General features: G+C 71.1%; 7 protein-coding genes. 5 read left to right on the forward strand and 2 right to left on the reverse strand.

From position 1 onward, the window contains the following. Positions 1 to 88 precede the first annotated feature (88 nt). Both ABT158_RS22565 and ABT158_RS22570 read right to left on the reverse strand, forming a co-directional pair. A complete protein-coding gene (locus ABT158_RS22565; RefSeq protein ID WP_352356257.1) occupies positions 89 to 934 on the reverse strand; it encodes a hypothetical protein in 846 nt (281 codons plus the stop codon). Continuing rightward, positions 931 to 1290, reverse strand: a complete 360-nt coding sequence (locus tag ABT158_RS22570; protein ID WP_352356259.1) for a hypothetical protein — start codon at positions 1288 to 1290, stop codon at positions 931 to 933. The genes ABT158_RS22565 and ABT158_RS22570 overlap by 4 nt, the downstream gene beginning before the upstream one ends. Positions 1291 to 1434: 144 nt before the next feature. On the opposite strand from ABT158_RS22570, the gene ABT158_RS22575 reads away from it, so the two are divergent. From ABT158_RS22575 to ABT158_RS22595, 5 genes are all read left to right on the forward strand, one after another. Next, positions 1435 to 4170, forward strand: coding sequence for a CHAT domain-containing protein (locus ABT158_RS22575; RefSeq protein ID WP_352356261.1), 2736 nt, complete (start codon positions 1435 to 1437; stop codon positions 4168 to 4170). Positions 4171 to 4502: 332 nt separating this feature from the next. Then, a complete protein-coding gene (locus ABT158_RS22580; protein ID WP_352356263.1) occupies positions 4503 to 6035 on the forward strand; it encodes a TIGR02677 family protein in 1533 nt (510 codons plus the stop codon). Beyond that, positions 6032 to 7183, forward strand: coding sequence for a TIGR02678 family protein (locus tag ABT158_RS22585; protein ID WP_352356265.1), 1152 nt, complete (start codon positions 6032 to 6034; stop codon positions 7181 to 7183). The genes ABT158_RS22580 and ABT158_RS22585 overlap by 4 nt, the downstream gene beginning before the upstream one ends. Then, entirely contained in the window at positions 7183 to 11310 is a 4128-nt protein-coding gene (locus tag ABT158_RS22590; RefSeq protein WP_352356267.1) for a TIGR02680 family protein, read from the forward strand. Before ABT158_RS22585 ends, ABT158_RS22590 begins: the two co-directional genes overlap by 1 nt. Next, positions 11307 to 12584 (forward strand): TIGR02679 family protein, encoded by a 1278-nt coding sequence (locus ABT158_RS22595; protein WP_352356269.1) that lies wholly within the window; start codon positions 11307 to 11309, stop codon positions 12582 to 12584. Before ABT158_RS22590 ends, ABT158_RS22595 begins: the two co-directional genes overlap by 4 nt. Positions 12585 to 12642: the final 58 nt, after the last annotated feature.

Consider the following 12642-nt stretch of genomic DNA (forward strand, 5'->3'; position numbering starts at 1 on the left):
CCTCCAGCGACTACGGCGAGCACCTGTGTCACCCTCGAACGGCTGCCTGGCGCTCACCGCCCTGCCGTCGAACAGCGCGCCGCCCTCGTCAGTAGGCGAACTTGCCCATGCGCTCGCCGGCGACGCGCGCCTGGCCCCGGTCGATCTCCTTGGTCATCCGGTCGACCAGGTCGGCGACGTACAGGTCGATCGTGGCCTCGGCCAGGTCGGCGAGCGCCCGAGTGGCGGTCCTGCCGCGCGCCCATCCGATCACGGCCAGAGCCGCGCCGACGCCGAGCGCGGGCCACCACCACGCGCCCACGGGAAGCAGCATCAGCCCCCACGCCTGGCAGCGGGCCGCGCCGTCGAGCCGGGCGTAGGCGGCGGTCAGCAGGACCCGTACCTCGGCGGGCAGGCTCAGCAGCAGTCTGGGCCAGGCCGCCTCCGGTTCGAGTCCGTAGGCGTTGCGTGTGCGGGTGGCCACGGCGGCGATCTGGGTGCCCATCCAGGTGGGACGTTCCGGCGCGGCCAGCGCCTGACGGTTGCGCCTGGCGACGGCGCGGACCAGATCAGGCCCCACGGCCTTCTCCGTGGCCTGGTCTGCGGCGGCCCAGCGCTTCGACCTGCGCTCGGTGCGGGCCCGCGCCATTCCGGACGGCCACGGCGGCCCGGCGCCGAGCCAGACCGGCAGCAGCCCCTTGGCCAGCACGCCGGCGATCGCGCCGAATCCCGCCGCCGCCAGCAGCCCCGCCGCGATCCGTACGGCGGCCATGGGCGCGTCGCCGGACCAGACGAACACGAGCCGGGCGAGCAGGAGGCCGAGATCGGCCCAGCGGGCGTGTCCGAGCAGGTGCGCGGCGGCCAGCGCGAGGAGAAAGCCGAGGCCGGGCAGGGTGATCGCGCTGAGCCAGCGGTCGGTAAGCTTGCCCGCCATCCCCTGGAGCAGGTTGATCAACGTGCGCTCCCCAGCCGGCGTAACGGGGCCTGACTCATCGCGCAATACGGCGTGCGCTCCCCGGGGCGCGGCCGCACCCGGCTGCCGCACCTGTCTTCAGGGCAGACGAAAACAGCGGGATCGGCCCCACTAATGCCAGCAAAAAGAGTATTTAACGACGTTCTAGTGGACGAAGGATCACCTATACCCATAAATCGATATAAGTTGCTGATACGTTCGGCGACCAGTTCGCCATCGACGATGGCCTTCCTGATCGCCTCCACTTCTGCCAGCCGTCCGGACTGCGCCGCCAGGGATTCCAGCCCGCTGTAGCTCCGGCAGAAATCCTCGCGAAACGAGAGCTCTTCCGCGTTCATGAACGAGTTAATACCACGGCTCACCGTTGCCACGGGCCTTCGGCCAGGCCATATATCCCTTTTCGGGTCCCATTCGCTGGAAGGCGCGAACCCAGAGGGATCATCTCGTCGTCACATGGGCATTCGATCGCCGAGGAGGGTCACATGGCCGAGCCGGGATACGACGAGTTCGCCGCCGGTCAGGAGCGCCTGGCCGCGGCGCTCCGTACGGACGACGTGGACGGCATGCGGGCGGCGATCGAGCTCTTCGAGCAGGCCCTGCGGCTGATGCCCGAGGGGCACCACGCCCGGCCCAAGGCCCTGACCAGCATGGCGAGCACGCTCAACAGCCTGGCCACCCTCCTGCACGACCCGGCGCTGCGCGACAGGGCCGCAGAGACCATCGAACAGGCCGTGAACGAGTCCGGAGGCGAGCCGTCCGAGCTGACCACGGCCACCGCCGACCTGATAGCCATGCGCCGCGCGGGCAGGTTCGACTTCTCCGTCATGAGGCGAGCCATGAAGTCGGCCCAGAACGAAGCCGGTGGTGCGGTGGCGCATCTTGTGGAGGCCACCCGGCGCACCGAGCGGTTCCTGGCCAGGCCACGCAGCGTCTGGCGCTACAGGAAAGCGGTAGCCGCCGCGGAGGCTGTCATCGCCCACGGATCTCCACAGGACGGCACGGACGCGCTGGAACGCCTGCTGATCATCCATCTGACCCGATACCGGGCCACCGGGCACGACGCCGCGATCGAGGCCGCCGAGGCGACCGCCGCCCGGCGGACCGGCCCCGACACCGAAGCCAGCCCGGTCCTGGCCACGATCGACTGGGCCAGGTACGAGAGGACGGGCGACCAGCGGTACCTGGACGCGACGATAACGGCCGCCAGGCGGCACCCGAAAGGCGCGGCGCTGCTCTCCGAGGCCCTGCGGCGGAGATTCGAGCTGCTCGGCGACAGCGCCGCGCGGGCCGAGCTCATGGACCTGGAAGCCGACGACCCCGGTGCCGCGCTGATGCGGGCCGTGACCTCGCTGGACGACGCTCCCGCCAGGACCGATATCGACGACGTCGCGCCCGTGCTGCGCGCCGTCATGGAGACGACGGAAGGCACGCCGTTCGAGGCGGCACTCCGCCGGCTGCTGCACGCCCTGGACGCGAACGAGGACGCGCGTCCGCTGATCAACGCTCTGGAGCACGAGCTGTCGGCCTATCCGGGCCTGAGCGAGATGATGGCCGCCCCGCTGGGCATGATGCGGGCCTTGACGGCCGCACGTCACGGCGATCAGGCCGCGGAGTTGTTGTTCGCCTCCGTCGCCGACCTGCCCGGCGCCACCTCGCGGAACCGGGCCGACGCGCTGGCCGGGGCCACGGCGGCCGCGCTCGACCGGGTCGTGCTCGGCGGCGGGGGTGAGAAGGCGCTGCAGGCGGCGGCGGCGAGAACCGACGCGCTCCTCGCCTTCCCGGGTTCGTCGCCCGCACAGCGCGTCAAGGCAGCCAGGCTCCTGGCTGACGCCGCCGCCGGGTCGCGGAAGTGGGCGCTGGCCGCGCGCATGTACGAAGGCGCCGTCCAGGTGCTGCCCGAACTGGCCGGGCGGCGCCTGGGAAGGACCGACCAGGAACGCCGCCTGCGTGACCACACCCACGGCCTGGCCGTCTCCGCCTGTGCGGCCGCACTGATGGCAGGCGATCCGGACCGGGCGCTCGGTTTGCTGGAATCCGCCCGCGGCATCCTGCTGGGTCAGGCGATGGAGACCAGGTTCGATCCGGCGGACCTGCCCGGGGAGCTCGCCAGCGAACTCGAGTCGGCCAGGCGGGACCTGGCCGCCGCCGATCTGACCGGAGCCGACAGGCATGCTCCCGCGGCGCGATGGGAACGCGCGGTGTCGGCCGTGCGTGCGGTCGAGGGATTCGAGCGGTTCGGCCTGCCGCCTGCCGCCGCCACCCTCATCGAGGCCGCCGCCGGCGGCCCGGTGGTGGCGCTCGCCGCCTCGCCCTGGCGGGCCGACGCGCTGATCTTACGCAAGGATGGGATCCAGGTCGTGCCGCTTCCCTCGCTGGACCACGACGAGGCCCGGGATCGGCAGCACGGGCTGATGACCGCGTTACGCGCGCTGCCCGCTCATCCCTCCGCGGTCGACCGCCACAGCGTCAACCAGCGGCTCGAAGAGGTGCTCGACTGGCTCTGGGACGCTGTCGTCGGTCCCGTGCTCGGCGAGCTCACTCCGGGTGAGCGGGTGTGGTGGGTGCCGTCGGGCGTACTGACCGGACTGCCGCTGCACGCGGCGGGTGCCGCGCCGGAGACGGTGATCTCCTCCTACTCGCCCACGATCTCGGCCCTCCTGCACGCCAGGTCGAGGGCGGCCTCGCAGTCGGAGGGGATGCTGCTCGTCGGCGCGGACGAGCCGGGTTTCCGCGAAGAGCTGACCGGCCTGGCGGGCAAGGGCGAACTGCTCGTCGGGGACGCCGAGACCGTCCTGGCACGCCTGCCCGAGTACGGTTCGGTGCACTTCGCCTGCCACGGCAGGCTCGACGACGATCATCCGTCGGCCGGCTACCTGGAGCTGGCCGGTGGCAGCCGGCTGACCGTGGCGGCGGTCGAGCGGGCGCGCGTTCGGGCCGGCGCCACCGCGTACCTGTCGGCCTGCGACACCGCCGCGGCCGGGGGCGGGCTGCTCGACGAGGGCCTGCACCTGGCTTCGGCGTTCCAGCTCGCCGGATACTCGCACGTCGTCGGCACGCTGTGGCCGATCTCCCACCTGGCCGGGCAGCGCATGACCAAGGCGTTCTACGCCGCCCGGCCGGGCGACCGGGCGCGAGCGCTGCACGAGGCCAGGCTGGAGGTACGGGCCGCCGCGCCCACGCCGTTCGACTGGGCGGCGCACATCCATCTGGGGCCGTGACTTCGTTGGGGGGCGCGTTCGTGCGGGCCCGCCGGGGAGACCGTTCACACAGGTGAGGCCACAGGAGGACGATGACCATGTCGGTGTTGCAGAGCTTCGTGGACACCTCGGTCTACCCCCAGATGGCCACGGCCGCGGCCGAGAAGACCGCCACCCTGCTGTTCGGCAAGGAAGATCGGGGCTGAGCCATGCCCGATCAGCGCTCTGAGGTCCGCTACCGCCCCGCGCCAAGAGGCGTGGTGATGTGGCCGCGCGGAAAGACTCTGCTCATTCCCGGAACTCGTCCGCCGACATTGAACACGACACTCCCGTTAAACAGGGAAACTGTCGGTATGGCATTCCCGTCTCAGGAGCATCAGCCCTTCGCTCACCTGAGCACGCCCAACTCGGCCTTCTACCGGGGGATCCTTCGAGCGTTCGCGCGCGCGAAGGAACGATTCATCGTGCATCTCCGGCCCGAGGACGTGGCGGCGGAGCTGCGGCGGGACAATGACGACGCGCTCGCGCAGGCACTGGACAAGCTGCGGGAATGGGGCAACCTGCGGGCCGACGCCGACACCGGCAGGGTCACGAGCGTGGAGGACTTCCACCGTAAGCGGTACCTGTTCCAGCTCACGCATGCCGGGCAGGCTGCCGAGCAGGCGATCTCGTTCTACGAAGACGCCATCGGGAAACGCGGGGCGCTGCAGTCCGTGGCGTTGGGAGACATCGCCGAGCAGTTGCAGTCGCTGGTCATTCTTGCTCGCGAGGCGGATCCCGACCCTGCGCGCGCGCACCTGCTGCTGCTGTCCCTGTCCGATCGGTTCTCGTCGCTGGCCGACAACGCGCAGGCGTTCATGGCCTCGTTGCGGCGCGCGATCGACTTCTCCGACGGTGACGTGGCGGGGTTCATCGCGTACAAGGAGCGGCTGATCGACTACATCAACCGTTTCATCGCCGACCTCGCCAACTCCGGCGCGCGGATCGCCACGCTCCTGGGTGAGCTGGACAAATTAGACCATGATCGGCTGCTCCGGCTGGCTGCGCGACGCGAGGCCGCTGACGCGGTGCCCGACGAGGAGGAGACGGCGGAGGCGTACGTCAGAGCCGAGGAAGCGGCGTTCGCCTCCTGGTCGAATCGCTGGCGTGGGCTGCGGGACTGGTTCGTCTCCACGGGCGCCGGTCGGCCGTCGCAGGCGCGACTGCTGCGCCAGGCGGCGATCACGGCGATCAAGCAGCTCATCGACACGGTGGGGCTGCTCAATGAGCGGCGTTCTGGGCGTTCCGATCGCAGTGCGGACTTCCGGGCGCTGGCGCGCTGGTTCGCCGAGGCTCCCGACGAAACGGCGGCGCATCGGTTGTGGCGGGCGGCGTTCGGGCTGACTCCATCCCGCCATCTGACAGTGACGGCCGTGACCCTGGAGGAATGGCACGAGGTCGACGCAGGAGTCCCCTGGCGTGAGGCGCCACCCATCAGGATCTCGCCGCAACTTCGCCGCACCGGCTCCTATGAGCGGCGCGGTAAGCCGAACAAGGTGGCTGACCGCTCCCAGGCCCGCAGGTTGCTGGTGGAGCAGGCCGAGCTGGAGGCGAGCGAGACGGCCGCGGCTCGGGCCGCGCTGCGGACCGACGGTCCGGTCCTGCTGTCAGAGCTGGACGGTCTCGATCCACGGGCCTTCCGGTTGTTCCTGGGACTGCTGGGCGACGCGCTCGCGACCCGTCGCCCAGGCGACACGGAGGTGAAGACGGTGAGTGCCGACGGATCGATGGAGATACGCTTGATGCTCGTTGCCGATGGCGGCGAGGTGCAGATCCGTACCGAGGACGGTGTGCTCACCGGGCCCGAGCACGTGATCGAGATCACCGACCTGACGGCCGGCCCGTGATCGGGGATGAGGAGCGGGCCCAGCGGCGTGCCGCGCTACGCGCGCTGCTGGCCAGGCCGCTGCTCACCGCCGAGCGTGATCCCGAGGCGCTCCTGCTGGTGCGCCGCCATGTGACCGAGCTGCGCGACTGGCTCGCACGCGAGACCGGCTGGCGGCTGATGGCGGACTCGGGCACGGCGCGACTGTTCAAGACCGCCCCCGACGCGCAAGACGCGACTCACCCGGCGCGGGGAAAGGCGGGAGAGCCGTACGGCCGGCGCCGTTACGTACTGTTCTGCCTGGCTCTGGCCACGCTCGAACGGGCGGACGCGCAGACCACGCTCGGCCGGCTGGCGGAAGAGGTGCTGTCGGCCGCGGCAGAGCCGGAACTGGACTTCGTCTTCACCCTCGACAGCCGTGCCGAGCGGGCCGATCTGGTAGCGGCGGTGCGAATGTTGCTGGACTGGGGCGTGCTGTGCAGGGTCGCCGGCGATGAGGAGGCGTACCTGTCGGAGACCGGTGATGTGCTGTACGACGTGCGCAGGCCAGTACTGGCCACGCTGCTCACCGGCGCGCGGGGCCCGTCCACGATCTCCGCGTCCTCGTTCGAGGAGCGGCTCACCGAGCTGATGGCCGAGCCGGTCGCAGACACCGACGACCTGCGCAACCAGGCGCTGCGTCGCCGGCTGACCCGCAAGCTCCTGGAGGATCCGGTGATCTATTTCGCCGACCTCGACGAAGCCGAGCGCGCGTACCTGGCCTCCCAGCGGCATGCCATCGTCCGTCGGCTGGAAGAGGCCACCGGGCTGGTGGCCGAAGTTCGAGCTGAGGGCATCGCGATGGTCGATCCCGAGGACCAGCTGACCGATGTACGCATGCCGGAGCAGTACACCGACGGCCACGTGACGCTGCTGGTGGCCGAGCAGCTGGCCGTCCACGGCGCGCTGACGCTCGAAGAGCTGAAGGCCTTCGTCCGGCAGGCGGCCCGCGAGCACACCTCCTTCTGGCGTAAGGGCGTGACCGAGCCGGGCGCCGAGACCGGTCTGCTCGCCACGGCCTTGGACAAGCTGACGGCGCTGCGGCTCGTGCGCGTCGCCGATGGCGCTGCCGTGGGGCTGCCCGCCATCGCCCGCTACGCACTGGCCGAACCCGTGATCAAAGGACAGTGATGCTGACTTCCCCCACCTCCGAACGCTGGAAGCCGCTGCGCGCCGGGCTCGTCGACCTGTTCTATTACGACATAGAGGAGTTCCACTTTCACGACGGCCGGCTGCTGCTGCGCGGCAACAACGGCACCGGCAAGTCCAAGGTGCTGGCCCTGACACTGCCGTTCCTGCTTGACGGAGAGCTGGCCCCGCATCGCGTTGAACCCGACGGCGACCGGCAGAAGCGCATGGAGTGGAACCTGCTGATGGGCGGCAGACACCCGCACTCCGAGCGGCTGGGTTACGCGTGGATGGAGTTCGGCCGACGCACGGCGGACGGTTCTGAGGAGTTCCGTACGATCGGATGCGGGCTGAAGGCGGTCAAGGACCGCGGCATCGTCCGGCACTGGTTCTTCCTCACCCCACAGCGCATCGGTGCGGAACTTCATCTGCTCTCCTCCACCGGCGTGGTGCTCACCAGGGAGAAGCTGCGCGAGGCCGTCGAGGGCCGCGGGATGGTGTACGACCGGGCCGCTGACTACCGCAGGGCCGTGGACGAGGCGCTTTTCGGGCTCGGCGAGCAGCGCTACGAGGCCTTGGTGAACTTGCTCATCCAGTTGCGCCAGCCGCAGTTGTCCAAGAAGCCGGACGAGAAGCTGCTGTCCCGCGCCCTCACCGAGGCGCTGCCACCGCTCAGTCCCGCTCTGATCGCCACGGTCGCCGAGGCGTTCCGCGGCCTCGACGAGGAGCGCGACGCCCTGCGGGGACTGGAGGAAGCGCGCGAGGCGGCGGCCGGCTTCCTGATCCACTACCGTCGCTACGCCGCCATCGCGGCCAAGCGCAAGGCCGCCGTGCCACGACTGGCACACAGCCGTTACGAGCATCTGGGCCGGGACCTCGGCGAGGCCGAGGGCCGCCACGCCGCAGCGGAGGCGAGTCTGGCGGCAGCGCAGCAGATGCTGGAAGAACTGGAGGAACAGCGGACTCTGCTGGAGGCACGCCGGGACGCGTTTCGAGAAAGCCCCGAGATGCGTGACGCGGAGCGGCTCAAGCAGTACGGCCAGGAGGCCAAGCGGCTGGCCGATCATGCTCGCCGCTGTGCGCAGGAACGCGACCGCCTCGCAGGCGAGGCGCAGCGGCGCGAGCAGCGAGCCCGTACGGCCCGGGACAAGGCCGACGCGGCAGGGCGCGACCTCGGCAGGGTGCACGATCTGACCGTGTCGGCCGCCCGTGAGGCGCGGTGCGAGCCCGGGACGGCCCGTACGGGGCCGGATGATCTCCTTGTGGCCGACCAGCCGGAGCTGGCGCGGATCAAGCGGGACACCGAGGCACTGGCGGATCGTCAGGAGCAGGCGATCGGCGAGCTGGAGCGGCTCATCGACCGCATCCGCCGGGCCCAGGAGCGGATGAGGGCCGCGCGCACCGAGGTGGAGCGGCTGACCGCGGAGACACAGGCCGCGGCTCAGCGCGTCGCCGACGCGGAAGAGGCGGTGGCCGGGGCCGTCACCGAGCTCGTTCGGAAGTACACCCTCTACTTGGCTGGTCTCGTCGAGCTGCGGCTGGACGATCCCGATGAGGTGATCGCGGCGCTGCAGTCCTGGGCTGCCTCCACCGACGGCCCCAACCCTGCCGCGAACGCCGTGGGCGACGCGACCAGAACGGCCACCGACGCGCTCGGCCGGTTGGGAGCAGCGCTGGACTCCGAGATCCAGGAGGCGACGCGGGCCGCCGCGGACCTGTCCGAAGAGATCGCCCGTTCGGAGGCCGGTGGCCACGAGGCGCCGCCCGTGCCGCACACGCGTGACCCCGCAACCCGCCTCGACCGTCCCGGCGCACCTCTGTGGAAGGTGGTGGACTTCGCCGAAGCGGTGCCCGCCGACCATCGGGCCGGGCTGGAAGCCGCCCTGGAGGCCGCCGGCATCCTGGACGCCTGGGTGACGCCGGGCGGGACGTTGCTGGCCGCGGACGACACCGTCATCGTCACCGGTGAGCCGCTGTCCGGCCCGTCCTGTGCCGCCGTCCTGCGTCCGGCTGTTGACCGGGCCGATCGGCAGGCCGCGACGCTGGCCGACAGCGCCGTGGACGCTGTGTTGTCCGCCATCGGGCTCGGGCCGGGTCACGACGGCCGGGCTTGGGTGGCAGCCGACGGCAGATGGGCGAACGGCGTGCTCACCGGCTCCTGGCGCAAGAGTGAGGCGCGCTACATCGGCGAGGGCGCCAGAGAGGCGGCGCGGAGGACCCGGCTGGCGACCCTCCGCGGGGAGTTGGACCAGGTCAATCGGCGGATCGAAGACCTGCGCGGCCGGCTTGAGCTGCTCGCCGCCCGCCGGGACAGGCTCGCCGCGGAACAGCGCGGCCTGCCTTCGGACGCTGAGTTGCGAGAGGCGAACGTCAAGCGCGCCACCGCCTACGAACGGCGTGACGAGGTCAACGCCGCGCACGCCTCGGCGGGCATGGCGCTTCGCGAGCGGCAGGACGAGCTCCGAGAGGCGGGCATCCGGGCTGAGGAGTTCGCTGCGGACGTCGGCCTGCCCGCGGATCCCGCGGCGCTCGATCAGGTCAAGGGTGCGCTCAACCGCTATCGGCTGGCCCTGGCCCAGTTGTGGCCCGCCGTACAAGTCCGGCGTGACGCGCACGAGACCGCCGCGGACGCCGCAGGGGAGCTCGGCAGGACGAAGGAACAGCTCGACGACGCCGCCGAACTGGCAGCGAAGGCGGATGAGGAGGCGGGCGCCGCAGCCGAGGCATACCGCACACTGGTCGAGACCGCCGGCTCCGCCGTGGAAGAGCTGTTCCGCCGGCTCGACCAGGTGCAGCACGAACTACGCGAGCGCGCCATCATCGAACGCTCCACTCGCCTGCGCGAGCAGCAGGCCCTGCAGGACCGCGGCAAGGCCGAGGGCGAACGCGACAACCTGCGCAAACAGATCGAGGATGCGATCACGGCACGCGACGCCGCCGTGCACGAGTTCCAGGTGTTCGCCGCCACTGGCCTGCTGAACGTGGCGCTGGCAGGCCTGGACGTGCCCGACACGGGCGGGGAGTGGGCGGCGACACCCGCGGTGCTTCTGGCCAGGACCGTCAACGCCGAGCTCGACGCGGTGGACGACGGCGACGGCCCGTGGGACCGGGTGCAGAAGAAGGTCGCTGAGGAGCACAAGCTGCTGTCGGACGCCATGGCCAGGCACGGGCACTCCGTCGGACTGACCCTGCACGACGGCGTCATGATCGTCGACGTGATCTTCCAGGGGCGCGCCAGGGACATGCCCGAGCTGGCCGCGGCGCTGGCCGAGGAGACCGGGCAGCGCGCACAGCTTCTGTCGGCCAAGGAACGCGAGATCTTGGAGAACCACCTTCTCAACGAAGTCGCCGGCACGCTGCACGAGCTGATCGCCGCGGCCGAGTCGGAGGTCCAGGAGATGAATGCCGAGTTGGAATCCCGCCCCACCTCCACCGGCATGCGGCTGCGCCTGATCTGGAAAACGGCCAAGAACGCCCCCGATGGGCTCGACCGGATCAGAGGCAAGCTCCGCCAGACCGTGGACGCCTGGTCCTCCACCGACCGGTCCGCTGTCGGGGCGTTCCTGCAGGAGCGAATCACCCGCGAGCACACCGACAATCCAGCCGCGGGCTGGACCGAGGCCCTGACCAGAGCGCTGGACTATCGTGCCTGGCACGAGTTCGCGATCCAGCGGCTTCAGGACGGCCAGTGGCGGGCCGCGACCGGTCCCGCCTCCGGCGGAGAACGGGTGCTGGCGGCGTCGGTCCCGTTGTTCGCCGCCGCCTCGGCCCACTACAAGTCCGCGGGCAACCCGTACGCGCCGCGCCTGGTCGCGCTGGACGAGGCGTTCGCCGGGGTGGATGACGACTCCCGGGCCAAGTGCTTGGGCCTGCTGGCCACGTTCGACATGGACGTGGTGATGACCAGCGAGCGTGAATGGGGTTGCTACCCACAGGTGCCCGGCCTGGCGATCTGCCAGCTCTCGCGACGCGATGGCATCGACGCCGTACTGGTGACGCCCTGGCGATGGGACGGGCGCGAGCGGCGGCGGGCAGAACGCCCCACCATCGCTGTGCCCGCGCCCTCCTCCGTACCCGCCGCACGGCAGGACGGTCTGTTCGGCATGGACGAGGGCGGCAGGGCCGGATGAGCGACAGCAACACGAACGGCTCCGTGGCGGGCAGCGGTGCGAGCGAGCGGCTGGGGCGGCTGCTGGGCGGCGACGAGACCGCCTGGCTGATCGACCGGGCACGCCGCCGCCTGGAACAGGGCAAACCGCTGACAGGAACGGTGACGCTCACGACGGCGACCCCCGCACAGCGCCGCGCGGCCGAGGTGCTGCTCGGCCGCCGCGCGGGAGCCGGGTCCTCCCTGTCGGTCTCCTTGGACGAGGTGGATCGCATCCTGCGAGTGGGCGGCATCGCCGCGGACGGGCTGAGCGAGGCCGTCATCCGGCTACGTGGCCCGATCCGGGACCTGACGGGGGAGAAGGCCGCGCAGGCAGCGGACTGGAAACGGGCCTTCGCCAAGCTCGACGCCCTCGTCTGCGAGCGGCCCGAACTGTGCGGGTGGCGATCGTGGCTGGAGTCCACCGGCGTGGTCAGAAGGCTCGCCACCACGGCCGGAGAGGCACGTACCCTGCTCGACCGGCTGAGCACCGTGCTGGAGCGACTGCCGTCACCGGGCACGCGCCTCGGCCGGCTCGCCGCCGAGACCTGCGCGGATGCCCACGCGCTGGACGAAGGACGCCCACTGGCGACCCTCGCCCTGTCTGCCGCGCGTGCCCTGTCCGGCCTGCCGTACGCGGGCGAAGGCGGCGCGGACGCCCGCCGCTCGGCCTGGGCCGCGGTAGGCGTGCACCTCGATGACCTGTCCTCCGTCGTGCTCTGCTTGGGGCTGCCTGGTGACGACCACTCCCCCACCGGACGCATGCTCAGCGCGGCCAGGGCGGCGGGCGAACCATGCGTGCTGACCCTGCGTCAGCTCCTCCGCCACGAAGCACCACTGCGCGCGAACCTGGTCAGGATCTGCGAGAACCCGGTGGTGGTCGCGGCGGCGGCCGACGAACTCGGCGCCTCGTGCCCACCCCTGGTATGCGGCGGCGGCCGGCCGTCGGCCGCTGTCTGGCGACTGCTGGACCTGCTCGCGGCCGGGGGTGCGACGTTCGCCTACCACGGGGACTTCGACGGGGGCGGGATCGCCATCGCCGCCGCGGTCCACGAACGGGTCGGATTCCTGCCGTGGCGCTTCGACGCCGCCTCCTACCGAGCCGTGCCCTCGTCGGCGCCGCTGGCCGGGCAGGTACGCCCGACCCCCTGGGATCCGGAGTTGTCCGTGGCGATGGAGCGACGAGGCGTACGCGTCGAGGAGGAGCTCGTGCTCGCTGAGCTGATGGCTGACCTGAAGTTGCGGACTTCCTTGTGATCATCCAGGTAGTCTCGACGCTCGTCCCGCATGTTGCCCGATCTACCGGACAGGGAAG

It is taken from the genome of Nonomuraea sp. NPDC001636 (genome assembly GCF_040298265.1).
Lineage (GTDB): Bacteria > Actinomycetota > Actinomycetes > Streptosporangiales > Streptosporangiaceae > Nonomuraea.

Bases quoted from the DNA above. Each gene is read 5' to 3' on its own strand.
- ABT158_RS22575 (WP_352356261.1), top strand. From the start codon at position 1,435: ATGGCCGAGCCGGGATACGACGAGTTCGCCGCCGGTCAGGAGCGCCTG.
- ABT158_RS22570 (WP_352356259.1), bottom strand. From the start codon at position 1,290: ATGAACGCGGAAGAGCTCTCGTTTCGCGAGGATTTCTGCCGGAGCTAC.
- ABT158_RS22590 (WP_352356267.1), top strand. From the start codon at position 7,183: ATGCTGACTTCCCCCACCTCCGAACGCTGGAAGCCGCTGCGCGCCGGG.
- ABT158_RS22580 (WP_352356263.1), top strand. From the start codon at position 4,503: ATGGCATTCCCGTCTCAGGAGCATCAGCCCTTCGCTCACCTGAGCACG.
- ABT158_RS22595 (WP_352356269.1), top strand. From the start codon at position 11,307: ATGAGCGACAGCAACACGAACGGCTCCGTGGCGGGCAGCGGTGCGAGC.